The organism is Pseudoxanthomonas japonensis (assembly GCF_043632995.1).
GTDB classification, from domain to species: Bacteria; Pseudomonadota; Gammaproteobacteria; order Xanthomonadales; family Xanthomonadaceae; genus Pseudoxanthomonas_A; species Pseudoxanthomonas_A japonensis.
Map to the genome: position 1 here is coordinate 215,882 of NZ_CP171633.1, position 12,680 is coordinate 228,561.

The 12,680-nt window shown below is 61.3% G+C and carries 18 protein-coding genes; 17 read left to right on the forward strand and 1 reads right to left on the reverse strand.

Annotation, left to right across the window (positions count from 1 at the left end):
* Nucleotides 1-2 precede the first annotated feature (2 nt).
* From ACGHX3_RS20550 to ACGHX3_RS20630, 17 genes are all read left to right on the forward strand, one after another.
* Nucleotides 3-473, forward strand: a complete 471-nt coding sequence (locus tag ACGHX3_RS20550; protein ID WP_394697399.1) for a hypothetical protein — start codon at nucleotides 3-5, stop codon at nucleotides 471-473.
* A gap of 298 nt (nucleotides 474-771) precedes the next feature.
* Nucleotides 772-1,329: a hypothetical protein gene (locus ACGHX3_RS20555; protein WP_394697400.1), complete on the forward strand. Its 558-nt coding sequence runs from the start codon at nucleotides 772-774 to the stop codon at nucleotides 1,327-1,329.
* A gap of 133 nt (nucleotides 1,330-1,462) precedes the next feature.
* Complete coding sequence (locus ACGHX3_RS20560) at nucleotides 1,463-1,957, forward strand: hypothetical protein (protein WP_394697401.1); 495 nt, start codon at nucleotides 1,463-1,465, stop codon at nucleotides 1,955-1,957.
* A gap of 62 nt (nucleotides 1,958-2,019) precedes the next feature.
* Nucleotides 2,020-2,484 carry a hypothetical protein gene (locus ACGHX3_RS20565; protein ID WP_394697402.1) on the forward strand — a complete coding sequence of 155 codons (465 nt, stop codon included), beginning with the start codon at nucleotides 2,020-2,022 and terminating at the stop codon, nucleotides 2,482-2,484.
* Nucleotides 2,481-2,891, forward strand: coding sequence for a hypothetical protein (locus tag ACGHX3_RS20570; protein WP_394697403.1), 411 nt, complete (start codon nucleotides 2,481-2,483; stop codon nucleotides 2,889-2,891). Before ACGHX3_RS20565 ends, ACGHX3_RS20570 begins: the two co-directional genes overlap by 4 nt.
* A gap of 12 nt (nucleotides 2,892-2,903) precedes the next feature.
* The gene (locus tag ACGHX3_RS20575; RefSeq protein WP_394697404.1) at nucleotides 2,904-3,485 is read left to right on the forward strand and encodes a hypothetical protein; all 582 of its coding nucleotides are present in this window, start codon (nucleotides 2,904-2,906) and stop codon (nucleotides 3,483-3,485) included.
* Between the two features lie 7 nt (nucleotides 3,486-3,492).
* On the forward strand, nucleotides 3,493-4,110 hold the full coding sequence (locus tag ACGHX3_RS20580; RefSeq protein ID WP_394697405.1) for a hypothetical protein: 618 nt from the start codon (nucleotides 3,493-3,495) through the stop codon (nucleotides 4,108-4,110).
* A complete protein-coding gene (locus tag ACGHX3_RS20585) occupies nucleotides 4,110-4,469 on the forward strand; it encodes a DUF4031 domain-containing protein (protein WP_394697406.1) in 360 nt (119 codons plus the stop codon). Before ACGHX3_RS20580 ends, ACGHX3_RS20585 begins: the two co-directional genes overlap by 1 nt.
* A gap of 98 nt (nucleotides 4,470-4,567) precedes the next feature.
* Nucleotides 4,568-5,284: a lytic transglycosylase domain-containing protein gene (locus tag ACGHX3_RS20590; RefSeq protein WP_394697407.1), complete on the forward strand. Its 717-nt coding sequence runs from the start codon at nucleotides 4,568-4,570 to the stop codon at nucleotides 5,282-5,284.
* A gap of 3 nt (nucleotides 5,285-5,287) precedes the next feature.
* The gene (locus ACGHX3_RS20595) at nucleotides 5,288-6,037 is read left to right on the forward strand and encodes a hypothetical protein (RefSeq protein ID WP_394697408.1); all 750 of its coding nucleotides are present in this window, start codon (nucleotides 5,288-5,290) and stop codon (nucleotides 6,035-6,037) included.
* A 13-nt stretch (nucleotides 6,038-6,050) separates the two neighbouring features.
* Nucleotides 6,051-6,329, forward strand: coding sequence for an HU family DNA-binding protein (locus ACGHX3_RS20600; RefSeq protein WP_394697409.1), 279 nt, complete (start codon nucleotides 6,051-6,053; stop codon nucleotides 6,327-6,329).
* On the forward strand, nucleotides 6,326-6,889 hold the full coding sequence (locus ACGHX3_RS20605) for a RusA family crossover junction endodeoxyribonuclease (RefSeq protein WP_394697410.1): 564 nt from the start codon (nucleotides 6,326-6,328) through the stop codon (nucleotides 6,887-6,889). The genes ACGHX3_RS20600 and ACGHX3_RS20605 overlap by 4 nt, the downstream gene beginning before the upstream one ends.
* On the forward strand, nucleotides 6,886-7,374 hold the full coding sequence (locus tag ACGHX3_RS20610) for a hypothetical protein (protein ID WP_394697411.1): 489 nt from the start codon (nucleotides 6,886-6,888) through the stop codon (nucleotides 7,372-7,374). The genes ACGHX3_RS20605 and ACGHX3_RS20610 overlap by 4 nt, the downstream gene beginning before the upstream one ends.
* Before the next feature lie 3 nt (nucleotides 7,375-7,377).
* Nucleotides 7,378-9,303, forward strand: a complete 1,926-nt coding sequence (locus tag ACGHX3_RS20615) for a DHH family phosphoesterase (protein WP_394697412.1) — start codon at nucleotides 7,378-7,380, stop codon at nucleotides 9,301-9,303.
* 4 nt (nucleotides 9,304-9,307) lie between these two features.
* Complete coding sequence (locus ACGHX3_RS20620; protein ID WP_394697413.1) at nucleotides 9,308-10,216, forward strand: hypothetical protein; 909 nt, start codon at nucleotides 9,308-9,310, stop codon at nucleotides 10,214-10,216.
* A complete protein-coding gene (locus ACGHX3_RS20625) occupies nucleotides 10,213-10,884 on the forward strand; it encodes a hypothetical protein (protein ID WP_394697414.1) in 672 nt (223 codons plus the stop codon). The genes ACGHX3_RS20620 and ACGHX3_RS20625 overlap by 4 nt, the downstream gene beginning before the upstream one ends.
* Nucleotides 10,885-10,910: 26 nt before the next feature.
* The gene (locus ACGHX3_RS20630; RefSeq protein WP_394697415.1) at nucleotides 10,911-11,795 is read left to right on the forward strand and encodes a recombination-associated protein RdgC; all 885 of its coding nucleotides are present in this window, start codon (nucleotides 10,911-10,913) and stop codon (nucleotides 11,793-11,795) included.
* A gap of 45 nt (nucleotides 11,796-11,840) precedes the next feature.
* On the opposite strand, the gene ACGHX3_RS20635 is transcribed toward ACGHX3_RS20630, so the two are convergent.
* Nucleotides 11,841-12,584 (reverse strand): hypothetical protein, encoded by a 744-nt coding sequence (locus ACGHX3_RS20635; RefSeq protein WP_394697416.1) that lies wholly within the window; start codon nucleotides 12,582-12,584, stop codon nucleotides 11,841-11,843.
* Nucleotides 12,585-12,680: the final 96 nt, after the last annotated feature.

Below are 12,680 nucleotides of genomic sequence, written 5' to 3' on the forward strand. Positions count from 1 at the left end.
CGATGTCCGATGTCGTCATTCAAAGCGATCGCCTCGTTCGCCTGATTGACGGCATTCATTCGCTGTTCGCAACCAGCAGACAGCCCGTCCGCCGGCACTACGAAGCCATCTTCTTCGCCGGCGGCCGGACGGCAATGCAGATTGTTCGTGACTTCCACCTGATTCCGACCGAAGAGCTCTTCCTTCAGGCAATCCAGTTCGCGAATCTGCGTTACCCGTTCGATGAGGTCCTGCTGATCGACCAGCATCCGAGTGAGGGGATCTTCTATGCGGCCGCATCTCGAAGCGGCGGGTACGCTGAGGACACCTACGTCTGGGATGAGCCCAGCGGTAAGTACCAGGTGCAGGAAGGCGAGGTCTTCACCATGGTTGAGATCCCACCACTATTCGAGCGCCCTGAAGGGGCAGTCCCCCCAAGGATCAGCTCCTGGATCAACGCCAACATTCATCAGGCATCGCTCCCCCGTACCTGATTGGACCCAACAGTTCGACGCCTTGCGGCCACCTTCGGGTGGCCGTCTACGTTTGGCGATCCTAGAAAAGAGCTTAAAACAAGGCGTTTTGTGTTCCTGCAACTTTTCCGCACCCCGATCTGCGGCTTGTCAGCTGGGCGAATCTATCCCTGTCGCCGGCAAGACCGGCTCCACCAAAAGCCAACGGGAGACGGCCTTCTAAAACTACCGCCAACCTACCTTACGAGCCCCGATACACATCAGTTCCAATACCCATACCGCAGAAGTCACTGCGGAAAACAACAAGGAAATGCACCACATGAAGAAGTCCTTTTTCTCGCTTGCCCTGATCTCCTCGCTGTTCGCTGTCGCCGCCACCGCCTCCGCCGGCGACTTCAGCACCTCCTACGTCCAGGCCCAGTACGCCGACATGGGTGACAACATCGACGGCACCAGCATCAAGGGCAGCGTCGCGTTCGGCGGTACCGGCCTGTACCTGTCGGGCGAGTACTCCAAGTTCGACGTCGAAGCCGCCGGCGTCGACCTGAAGGAGTCCGTCGTCCTGCTGGGCTACCAGAAGAACGTCAGCAATGCCGTTGCCCTGTTCGGCGAAGCGGGTTATTACCAGGTCGACGTGGGCGGTTTCGACGCCGATGGCTATCAGGCCGGCGTCGGCGCCCGCTTCGCTGCCGGCAAGTACTTCGAGCCGTACGTGAAGGTCGCCTACACCGACGTGGACGAGATCGGCGGCGCCACCGAAGGCACCATCGGCACGCTGATCAAGCCGTGGGCCAACGTGGGCTTCAATGCGCAGTACAGCTTCGGCGAAGACTCCAACGCCGACCTGTGGAAGGCCGGCGTGCGCTTCAGCTGGTAAATCCGGCGCGAAGCAAACCAGAAAGGGCGCCCAATGGGCGCCCTTTTTCATGGGCGTGCGGAAACATTGCCCCCCAATTTCGCTATCCGTCCAGACGCCAAACTGAGTCCATAGCCAATCAGGATGACTCCGGATGACCTGCACCATCGACATGATGATCAACACCACGGCCGACCTCGCCCAGCTGCGCATGGAGTTCGATCAGTACCGCAGCGCGTACATCGGATCGCTGGAAGCCTTCATCGCAGCCAACGCCGGTCGCATCAAGGTACTGAAGTGGGAGATCGAGTCGATCCACGAAACGGTCGACGCCTATGCGGTCAGCGCCATCGTGTTGGAGCGAGATGACGGACAGTCACTGGATCTTTCCAGCCCGCACTCACTTGAAAGCCGCGAGGTCGAGTGGGATGCCTACTCCGATGGCGGCACCATCGCCGAGATCGTCTCCAAGCTTCAGTACAACGGGATCGAGGATGACGAGATGGTCGATGCTGCCTTCGCGAAGTGGGCGGGCGTGCCCAACCTGATCGGACTCTCGCTGGCAGATGCCATGTTCGAGTGGGTCCGGGCCCAGCCGGATCTCGCAGACAAAGGCAGCATCGAGATCTCCGAGTTGCAGGAATCCTGATCCCCCACGCCGGGATCTCACCCGGTGCGATTCTGTCATCACAGACCTAGCAGGAACTGCGCATGATCCAGACCCAGAACGCACAAGCTCCGGCACAGGCATGCCGCTGTCAGGCACCTGTCGACCGGCTGGCCAATGCCCTGAGCACCATCAATGGTGAGCGTGGACGCATCACCGGTGCGACGTGGACAGAGGAGCGCTACGAGAGCCTCGGCCAGCCGATGTGCCGCTTTGATGTGACCCTGCTGCGAGATGACGGGCAGCAAGTCAGGGTGGGTGGCACGTGGGATCTGGAAGAGACGCAGATCCTTGCATTGCGTTACCCAGACGCCAGTGCGGCGATCGAGCTGCTCAACAATCGGGCCGATGAGATTGAGGATGACTGGGATGAGCAGAACATGCTCTTCACCACGTGGTCCGAGAGTCAGATCGGGACCGAGTGGCTGCACCAGCTGCACTACTGGCTGGCCGGCACTGACTTCAATGGCCGCACGTCGGTCTCCTTTCCCTACAAGGCCGCGCTATGACACCCCATGAGCTGAAGATGATGGCACGGCACCTGCCGCCGTCTATCCGCAGGAGCATTGGAATTCGTGATCTGGCGCCGGATCCGGGGCTCACCTTGTTCCAGAGGTGGCCGCGTGCGGGGCATCTTCGTCGCCTGATCCACACGGTCCACGAAGTCCGGTGGGCTCGCCAGCGGTCCGGTCTGATCTTCACCGTGCATCTGGCCGGCGGCCGCCAGTGCGAGCTACCGGAGAGGCCCCAACTGCCCACTCAAGACTGGACCGGGGACATCGAGTGGCCAGCAAGCTTCAAAGCCAAGGCGCGTGAGCTGAGAACCACGCCCGCCAACCTCCATACAGCGATCGGCATGCTCCAGGATCTCGCCCGCTGGAACCCACGCAACGACCGCATCACATTCCCGCGGTAAGTAGGAAAGAACATGTTTGATCTACTCCAGAAGAACTTCGCTCCCTTCAGCCTGCGCAGTGTCCGCACTGTACGTGCAGGAGCCGCGGACGAATGGGCCGCCACGATCTGTGTGAATGGTGCCGCCGTGGGCAAGCTGATCACGCTGCCTGAGACCGATGGCGAGGCCGGGGAGTCGGCCGCGCGGGCAGAAGACAGTGCGCCCGTGTACGCAATGGACCTGTGCTTCACCGACGATTGCCACCAGACGCACTTCGAGCAGCACACCCAGGCGCTGATGCGTGCCGGCGTACTGGTCGAGCAGGACCTGCACAATGCCATGGTGGACTTGCTGACCCTGATGGCGGACGCCTACCTGGGTGACAAGGCCATGTTCCGCCTGGCCAAGGACGGGGAAACGATCTTCCGGCTGCGTTCGGATCCGATCAACGCCTACCGTCGAAGCAAGAGCCCCTACAGCCCGACGCTGGGTCAGGAGCTGAAGCTGCGCTACGAGGATGTCGAGTGGGTGCTCAATGAGCGTCTTGGCTCGCATGCTGGCGCCGGCGCCCCTGTGCTGCAGCTGGTGTCCAGCTCGAACGGCACGCGTCACTGAGGTCCCCATGCGACAGGGAAACTTCATCAACCAGGTGGCGCTGTCTTTCAGCCTGGAGGCCTATCATCAGTCCAGCTGCGCGATTGATCCCTCCAGTGTGGAGAGTGTGGCCAACGCGAAGCGGGGCTACCTGCTGATGGTCGAGATCGATCGTGGAGAGCAGGGAACGCGGTGGGAGTGTCGATACGCAGGTACTGCTGACCAGCTGCAGCAGGCCTGGTCGGAAGACGTCAATCTGGCCATCGACGCCGGCGTTGATGCCGCAAGGCTGTGCAACTGGTTCGAGGGCGTTCTCTCAACTGCGATTCCGACCACCAGGCTGACCGCAGATACCTTCGATGGCCTGCTTGCCCACATGAAGTGGGACGCGCCTTCGCTGACCAGGTGCAAGCGGGAGCCTCTGACCCTGGTACTGGCATCGAATGGGGCATTGGAGGTCGAACGCACGCAGCTTGTCCTGACCGCGGACACCCTGCAGGCAATCGAGCTACGCCTGGGCTGGCTGCTGGCCACCGGCGGCGGAGCTTATGCACCAAGGTTCGCTCTGGAGTCCCAAGCCGCCCTGAAGAGGCTGTGCACGAAGATCTGCCGCCTGCACGCCATGAGCATGGGGCAGTTTCGCTGATGACGGTCTGGGTGGAGCAGGCTCAGTGGATGCGGATGGATGTGCTGTGTGGCCACCTGCTTTCCGATGACCTGCAGGCCCTCCACGACCTGGCGCTCAAGCTCGAGCTCGACCGCGGCAAGTACTTCAACAGGCACGCCCTGATTCCACACTACTCGATCCCGGAAGGGATGGTGCCGGTCGCCATTGAGGTCGGGGCCGTTGAGCTGCGCCCCAGCGATCGAGCCCGGGTGCTGGGGAGGGTCCACCACCTGATGGCGTCAAGGGACAGGCAGGCGGGTGAGCGTGGACCTGACGCCCTACCCAGACGTCGGAAGGGTCAGCAGACCCTGTTCGATGGTGATGGGGCCTGCGAATAAGCCCCTCCAGACAGCCCGATTCCGGCGAACCATACGGGGGCTCATTACATGGCCAGGGGGCTAACTTGGACGCAATCCCAGAACAGGTTTGCGTCCCAATGGGCAAAGGTTCCTTCTTCTTCAGAGGCTTGATCTATCCGAGCACGGCAGCACTGCTGGTTGGCCTGGCGCTGGCCAGCACACCTGAGGCTGAGGCCACCCAACCAGGCGAGGCCGTACGCCCGCAAATGATCCGGACAGTTTCAGAGTCTGGCGGGGATGTGGTCAATGCGGTGGAGATGATCCGGTACCCCACGGTGGCCAGCATGACGCCGCCGGCGAGATCCGCGGCGCCTCGGGCGGCGGCACAGCCGGCGACCAGGAAAAAGGCAAGCCGACGCGTCCTGCCGGAGCAGGACCCTGCAGTGGTGCATTGCGTGACCCAGGCCGCGGCGAGCTTCGGTGTTGAGCCCACGCCGATGTATCTGATCCTGGACGTGGAGCGGGGCACCCTTGGCAAGGTGTCCATGAACAAGAACGGCACCTATGACATGGGTCCGGCGCAGATCAACTCAGCGTGGCTGCCGAAACTGTCCCGATACGGCATCAGCGAATACGCCGTGACCAGCGACCTGTGCACCAACGTGCGTGTTGCCATGTGGATCTACGCCACGGAACTCAAGCGCCACAACGGCGACATCATCAAGGCCATCAAGCACTACCACTCGCCCACGCCCGTGCATCAGCAGCGCTACATCGGCCTCATCGCCAAGCGCTCCAGTGAACGCACCACGATCCTGGGCCAAACCACTACCGCACTCGTCAGCAACCAATAAGCGATGACCACTCGTCTTAGCGTCCAGAAAGTACGCGAACTCACCTCGGAACTCTCGGCAATCATTCCGCGGGTTCGTGCCGTAGTGACCGAGCCCCGTGGAAAGCACAAGGATCGCTCGCAGTCCAACGACACCCCCATGGTCACGTTGATGGAGATGGAGGCCAAGAGCGCCCACAACCGCTCCTACATCGTGACCGCACGCGAGCATGCAGAGCAGGTCATCATCAATCGCGAGAAGGCTGTCAGCCCCGAGCGTGCGCGGCAGGCATGGGGCCTGATGAGGGATCTGTATGAAGGCATTCCCCACTCGCGGATCTGCATTAATCCCGATGCTCCGCTTGGTCGGAAGGTCACTGCAGACGGGGTGATTACGTCGGCAAACGGTTCCAGCACCGATGCCAACCCGCTGCTTTCCTTCTCCATCAACAGCATCAAGCAGGCCTTTCCTGACGCTGCCACGCTGGTCATTCGCGGCATCCGGCGCGGTCGCTCCAGGAACTATGTTGAGCTTACAGATGCCAATGGCGGGCTGATGCTCGCTACCGATGTCAACGCCCTGGTCTATGCGCTGCAGTCGATTCTGCTCCCGGCCAACGATGAGGAAGCCAAGTACCACAGGCGCCGGCTCAACCAGTGGATGAGTCTCCTCGGTGTCGATCGGGAGGTCTTCGCCCAGCACGGTCTTTCGGCAATCCACACCATCGCCCGCCTCGACATCGCCGATACCTGGCACCTCAACACCAGCAACTGAAAGAACGCACCTGATGAACAAGAAAGACCTGGCACTGCTGCTGTCCCATGAACTGGACATTCCCAAGCACAAGACCACCAAGGCTGTTGCCGTTCTGTTCGATGCCATCGTGGCTCAGCTGGACAAGGGCCGCGAGGTGAACATCAGTGGGTTCGGCGTCTTCGCCAGCGAGCCGGTGACGGTCTATGCATCGAGTACGCGCCGCCTGGCGCCCGCGCTACAGGCCACCCACACCATTCGCCGACCGACCTTCCGGCCGAGCAACGGCTTGACCCGGAAGCTCTCGGCATGAAGAAGGGCTTCGGCCAGCGCAGCGCGTGGGAGAAGCACCTGCAGGGGCAGGCTGTCTCGACGGCGCCGGTGATGCTGCGCAGCCGACCCGCTCGCCGGAACCAGCCGACTCGTCCCAGCAAGAACGCATACCTCGCGCAGCTGGTGTCCTCCGCCAACGCAGTGCTGCAGTTGGATGCGGCGGTGCCCGATCGCCAGGAATTTCCGATGCTGGCAGTGCCAAAGCCTCGCATGTCGGTTCGGGACAAGTTTGCTCCTCGGGCGTGCGTTCGTCGCTACAGGGCCTTCGGCGATGAGCTACGTCTTCGTGGGGCAAAGCTGCCGCTGAACTACCGCATCGAGTTCCATTTTCCGATGCCCAACTCCTGGCCTGAGTCCATCAAGGTGCAGATGGATGGAAAGCCCAAGATGACCCGGCCCGACGGAAGCAACCTGATCAAGGCTGTCGAAGACCATCTTGTCCCCAAAGACGAAACCCTGTTCAAAGGCACGTTCGAGAAGTACTGGTCCAGGACGCCTCGAATTGTGATCACCAAAGGCGAGAAAGGATCCCAGTCATGACCTCCATCAGCAGCCGGATCGTGCCGGCATCCACGACGTTGAGCCTGATCCGATCCTTCGTGCGCGACTTCCATGAGCAGCGCCATCCGATTCATGAAGTGGATGCCAACGTCCTGGCAGGAGAGCTGTTCTCTCTTCCCGCCGCCACTCGGCACCCAGACTTTGACGTATCTGGCGCGGGGCAGGCGGCCGCTGCAGTGAAGATGGAAGGCCGCAGATGGATTCTTGTCTGCCACGACAGCATGTCAGGCCAACGCCCGGTAGCAACGGCGCACATCAACGTCGGCATGAACCTCAACAGCAACGGCGTACAGCTGGTCCTGAGCGTCACCGCCGTTCGCAACATTTATCCGCACCGTCAGCTGCCGTACCGATTGGAGCGAGTGTTGGTGCGAAACATCACCACGATGTTCTGGTCATATGTGGACAACCCCGCGACGCGTGATGAAGCTCCTGTCACGTACCCCAAGACCAAGTGTGCCTGACACATGAGCGCCGTCGCCCCGAAGTTCGTCTCGCGCGGTGAAAGAAACAAGGGCCCCACTGTGGGTCACGACGGCGCCATTAAGGTTGAATCTCTACCGTTTGGACTTCTCGACGTGGCACCCGAACCGAAAATCCGAAAGCGCCAGGTCGATGCCGATGTACTCGCGGCTGCAGAACGCGATGGCTTCACCGCCTTGCAGGCTCGCGTTATCGCGGGCCGCATGAAGGCGCAGGAAAGCCAGGAGCCCATCGGAAAGCGCGTGCTCCCCCGGATTGCGGATTTGGACTCCTACCAGCTGCTCCCCGACATTGAGCAGGCCGTTGACCGCATCTGCAGTGCCGTCATCAATGGCGAGGTGATCGCTTGCGTCGTCGACCATGATGCTGACGGATCCACCGCCGGCGCGGTCATGCTGACGGCGCTGGTCGACCACTTCGGAGTCGACAAGCAGAACGTACTGCTCTTCAACTCGCACCGAATGAAGGAAGGTTACGGCGTCAGCAATGCGGTTGTGGACCGCATCCTGCAGCATCAGCCCCGTCCGACCCTGATCGTCACTGGCGATCAAGGCAGCGCGGACCATGATCGGATCACGCGGATGCTCGAAGAGGGCATCGAGACGGTTGTCACCGACCATCATGAGATCCCGGCGCGGGGCGTACCGGAAGACGCGATCGCGGTCGTCAATCCTGCCCGCGAGGACTCGGACTTCCCCGATAAGAACGTTGCAGGCTGCCATGTCTCCTGGTTGGTGATGTGCGCTGTCCGTGCCGAGCTGATCAAGCGTGGCCACCTGCCGGAGAACGCACCGCGTCTGGGTGACTTGCTGGACTGGGTGGCGCTGGGCAGTGCGTGCGACGCCGTGAGCCTGTCCAAGTCGATCAACAATCGTGCCCTGATCGCCCACGGCCTGAAGGTGATGAACGCCAAGCGCCGCCCCGCGTGGGAAGGCATGGCCGTCGTTCTGGGCAAGCAGGATGCCTACACCGCTCCCGATCTGGCATGGAAGATCGGCCCCCGACTGAATGCCCGCTCGCGGCTCAGCGAGGCGATGACGGGCGTGCAGTTCCTGATGAGCACGAACCACGACGATGCTGTGCAGCTGGCTACGGTCCTCGAACAGGACAACACCACGCGCCGGGCCATCGAGAAGGAACTGACCGCGGCCGCGATGACGCTGGCCTCGTTGCAGGTGAGCAGCGGTAGCCCCGCCATCGTCGTTCGTCTGGACAACGGACACGCCGGCATTCACGGTATAACCGCTTCTCGCCTCACTGAAACCTTTGGCCGGCCCACCATGATGCTCTCGCCCAAGGAGGGTGAGGTAGGCGTGTTCACCGGCTCGCTGCGCACGGCTGCCGGCGTCAACGTCAAGCAGGCGATGGATCAGGTGAATGAGTGGGAACCGGGCATGTTGCTCTCCCATGGCGGCCATCACGGCGCCGGCGGCCTGCGTGTCCAGGCCGCGAACATCGAGTTACTGCAGGAACTGTTCTGCGAGGCAGTTCTGCTGCAGGTCAATCCGTCGCAGCTTCACCCGCAGATCCTTTCCGATGGCGAGCTCGATCGCTCCCCGACGTTGAGCATGATCGACGAACTGGCCCAACTGGAACCGTACGGGCGCGAGTTCGAGCCGCCGGTCTTCCACGGCCGCTTTGACGTTCTCACCGCCAAGGTCATCGGTGCCGATGGCACCCATCTGAAGCTCAGCCTGAAGGACCAGTACGGTGGAGTGACCTCCGCCATCTGGTTCGGCGCAGTGAAGAAATCGGTGCTGCGTCCGGACGATGGAGAACCCATCCCTCCGGTGCAGGCAGGCGACGAGATCAACGCTGCTTTCACTCTTTCCGCGAACACCTTCCGTGGCAACACCACGGTGGACCTTCAAATCAAACATGCCCGCAAGGCATCCAACCCAACGAGCTAATCGCATGTCCCTGTTCAACAATGCCCACAAGTTCTTCCTGGTGTTCGCCGTTTCGCTGGCCCTGTACGGGTGCAGCAAGACCGAGGAGGGCCTGATCGACGCTTCGTCGCAGGAAACGCTGGTCCAGTCGGTGGAGAAGATCCGCGGCGGGCTCACGGACCGCGCGGAACTGGACAAGCTCGATGTGGCGCTGGCTGACGTCGCCCGCTTCAGTATCGATCCCCAGCTGGTCATGCAGCAGGCGGCCAAGGGTCGTATGCCGACCAAGGAAGAGGCCTTCAGCAAGGTCAAGCCCCTGGTCGACAACCTCAGCAAGGATGAACTTCTGGCGCTGGCCGGCAAGCTCCGTCAGACGTACATCACGCAGCTGGCCACCTACGAGAAGCAGCTGGCCGATTTGCGCCGCCGGCAGCAGGCTGCGGAGGACATCGGCACGCGAATGGCCAACTTCGAGGTCGTCAAGGCCGACTACGCCAATGCCAGCGCATCGCTTTCGGAAGCGGCCGGCGCATCGGCGCTTCGACTGAAGCTGACCGTCCAGAACAACCTGGATGTGCCGGTGTCCAAGGCGGTGATGATGGTGAACTTCGGCCCCGATGGCAGCCTGACCCCGTGGCTGAGCCAGCGAGTGACCAAGGAATTCGACAAGCCGCTCCTGCCCGGCCAGACCGCTGACGTTGAGGTGTTCAGCTACTTCAGCGGCGTGGCCAAGGGTGCCGAACAGATCAAGCCGGTCTTGGATGCCGCCATGGTCGAGCTGTCGGGCGCCGACGGAAAGGTGCTGCTGGCTGCGCCGAAGTGGGAACAGGGCGATGTCACCCAGCTCAACGTGCTGGAAGCCGCCGTCTCCCACATCCGTACTCAACTGGCGGTAACGGCCGTGAGCATGGGTAGCACCAGGGCAACCCAGTGAAGCCTGACTTCGGCCGCCACGGCTACCTGATTGGCGGCTTGCTCATTGCCGTCGGATTCGCTGGTGCCGTTGCAGTGAACAAGCTATTGCCGTCCGGTGATGCCGATCGCACGCCACAGAGCTTGCTCAGCAAGACCACAGCCAGGCCCGCTGTTGCGGTGAATCGACTGTCGGGCATGAGCGGTACAGGCGAGCAGGCGCTTGATGTGGTCAGTGCCAACCCGCTCGATCAGCTGGCCAGTCACCCGGGTCGAGTCGCCGCGCTGTCGGAAATGGGACAGTTCGCTGATGGTGACCCAGCCTTCACCCTCACCATCAACGCACCGAACATTGATGTCGCGCTGGATTCGCTTCGGCAGATCTATGCCGCGATGCCTGAAGCGGACGCGCAAGCCTTGGACTTCGCTGTTCGATTCCTCGCTGTGACCCGCCTGAAAGGATCTGACTTCACGGCCTTCGGCCAAGACCCCACGTCGATTCCGGACTCGGCGCTCTTCCAGCACATCCTTCCCACCATCAACGGCCGCACTCCCATGCAGGTGATCGTTGAGGCCAGGCAAGAGCAGGAGCGCCTGAAGCAGGCACGGCAGGAGATCCCCGTCGATCCCTTCGATCGCATCGAGATGGAGCGCCGCGGCCAACCGCCGGGCATGTCCATCCCTCGATAAACCCCTTTCCGCAGTACAGAGGCACCATGCACTTCAGCAAAGTCATCGCATTCACCTTCCCGCCAGGCATGGACTTCACGGCTCTCGAAGCCATGCTGTCTGATCTGGAGTTCAAACCTTGCGAGCCGTCGGCGATGTCCAGCGCCGGCTTTGTGCAGCCGGTCCACATGGATGATGCCCCCTTCGCCTACAGGACCGGTGAGCTAATCCTGGTGGCAGTGCAGACCGAGACCCGCATCGTTCCTCCGGCGGTGGTCAATGAACGTCTGGCCGCGAAAGTGAAGGATCTGGAGGAGAAGGAAGGGCGCATTCCCAGCAGCCGAACCCGGCGACGCCTTAAGGAGGAGGTGATCGCGGATCTGATGGCCCGAACCTTCACCACCAAGAAGAGGACGTACGCGCTGATCGACCTCGAACGCAACCTATTCCTTGTCAACACCAGCACCAGGAAGACTGCGGAGAACGTCGTTTCGCACATCCGCTCCGCACTCGGCTCGTTCCCTGCCATTCCCCTGTCGTCACAGGACTCGCCGGCAAGCCGGATGACCGACTGGCTTGCCAGTGGCAACCTGCCTGAAGGGTGGTCGCTAGGGGATGAGTGCGTGTTGAAGGGGCCCGATGCGGCCAGCGTGCGGATCAAGGGCGTGGATCTGCATTCCGATGAGGTGACCAAGCACATCGAGGCCGGCATGAAGGTGTCTCGTGTCGCCGCCAGCGCCGGCGAGGACTACGAGTTCGTCCTGGACGAATCGCTTGCGATCACCAAGTTCGCCGTCTTGGTCGAAAGCGAACTGCCTGAGACGGAGGACATGATGGCCTTCGTCAACGCCCAGCTATTTCTCTTCCACACGTACCACAAGCGGCTCATGGATACTCTTCGCGGGTCGTTCCAGCTCAGCCTGGCTGCCTAGTTGCCAGCGAATCCCTTCTTTTCGTCGCCGTTTCATCGCGGCCTATCAAGGCGTGTACCAACCATCCCAATCGAAAGTCTGGGCAACTTGCTTTCCGCAAGCACTTGGCCGCCACGTTGGATCATCCTGTTCGTAGGCGCAAAAGACGCGCTTCAGCTGCCCATCGTGAATATTCCAAAGCAACCTGAGCACAGGTGTTTCACCAGCAGTTGGTTGCTTTGGTCTCAGTTCCGTCATGAAGAGAACATGCCCATCCTGTTCGACGCGTAGCGAATGTACGGTGACCTTCTGTGTGGCTGCAGCCGCTGTTCCAACGCGAGCAGCATGACGCTGCATGAAATCGCTGAGCAGGTGATCTTCCATGGCGGATATTACTTCAGGCGTGACCTGCGCATTTCGTTTCTCGGGTGGAAGGAATTCGCTTGCGACAGTGACTTGAATGGGTCGAGAGGTTTTCGCTGGACTCGCGGACTCTTTCGCTGGCGCTTCTGCTTTACGGTCTGCATAGACCACGCCAGTGACTATGAATACTCCAGTGGCGACGAAAACGACCCAACCAATCCAAGGGCGGAAAAGAGCTATGGCGATTCCAAGAGCCAATGCGACCAGGCTCAATCCAAGCGCTGAGGCATAGGCCATAAGAACGCCTAAGAAGCCAGGTTCTGGCTCATGCGTTCCAGTCAGGATTGCAATTGGCAAATACACGGCCCAAGGACCAATAAGCAGCATGGCCAGCACGTGTAGAAGCCGATATGGCCACCCCCTGCGCGGCGGTGTGGTCTTTTCCATGTTCCCCATCCCCCAGTGCGGCGAACTGCCGGCGGCAAGACTATTGCAAGTCCGAAGCCCTCTTGTCACCTGGTCAAGCTCGGCATGAAGTGGAAA

Bases quoted from the DNA above. Each gene is read 5' to 3' on its own strand.
- ACGHX3_RS20605 (WP_394697410.1), top strand. From the start codon at position 6,326: ATGAAGAAGGGCTTCGGCCAGCGCAGCGCGTGGGAGAAGCACCTGCAG.
- ACGHX3_RS20560 (WP_394697401.1), top strand. From the start codon at position 1,463: ATGACCTGCACCATCGACATGATGATCAACACCACGGCCGACCTCGCC.
- ACGHX3_RS20580 (WP_394697405.1), top strand. From the start codon at position 3,493: ATGCGACAGGGAAACTTCATCAACCAGGTGGCGCTGTCTTTCAGCCTG.
- ACGHX3_RS20550 (WP_394697399.1), top strand. From the start codon at position 3: ATGTCCGATGTCGTCATTCAAAGCGATCGCCTCGTTCGCCTGATTGAC.
- ACGHX3_RS20555 (WP_394697400.1), top strand. From the start codon at position 772: ATGAAGAAGTCCTTTTTCTCGCTTGCCCTGATCTCCTCGCTGTTCGCT.
- ACGHX3_RS20635 (WP_394697416.1), bottom strand. From the start codon at position 12,584: ATGGAAAAGACCACACCGCCGCGCAGGGGGTGGCCATATCGGCTTCTA.
- ACGHX3_RS20565 (WP_394697402.1), top strand. From the start codon at position 2,020: ATGATCCAGACCCAGAACGCACAAGCTCCGGCACAGGCATGCCGCTGT.
- ACGHX3_RS20570 (WP_394697403.1), top strand. From the start codon at position 2,481: ATGACACCCCATGAGCTGAAGATGATGGCACGGCACCTGCCGCCGTCT.
- ACGHX3_RS20575 (WP_394697404.1), top strand. From the start codon at position 2,904: ATGTTTGATCTACTCCAGAAGAACTTCGCTCCCTTCAGCCTGCGCAGT.
- ACGHX3_RS20590 (WP_394697407.1), top strand. From the start codon at position 4,568: ATGGGCAAAGGTTCCTTCTTCTTCAGAGGCTTGATCTATCCGAGCACG.
- ACGHX3_RS20630 (WP_394697415.1), top strand. From the start codon at position 10,911: ATGCACTTCAGCAAAGTCATCGCATTCACCTTCCCGCCAGGCATGGAC.
- ACGHX3_RS20610 (WP_394697411.1), top strand. From the start codon at position 6,886: ATGACCTCCATCAGCAGCCGGATCGTGCCGGCATCCACGACGTTGAGC.
- ACGHX3_RS20595 (WP_394697408.1), top strand. From the start codon at position 5,288: ATGACCACTCGTCTTAGCGTCCAGAAAGTACGCGAACTCACCTCGGAA.
- ACGHX3_RS20620 (WP_394697413.1), top strand. From the start codon at position 9,308: ATGTCCCTGTTCAACAATGCCCACAAGTTCTTCCTGGTGTTCGCCGTT.
- ACGHX3_RS20585 (WP_394697406.1), top strand. From the start codon at position 4,110: ATGACGGTCTGGGTGGAGCAGGCTCAGTGGATGCGGATGGATGTGCTG.
- ACGHX3_RS20600 (WP_394697409.1), top strand. From the start codon at position 6,051: ATGAACAAGAAAGACCTGGCACTGCTGCTGTCCCATGAACTGGACATT.
- ACGHX3_RS20615 (WP_394697412.1), top strand. From the start codon at position 7,378: ATGAGCGCCGTCGCCCCGAAGTTCGTCTCGCGCGGTGAAAGAAACAAG.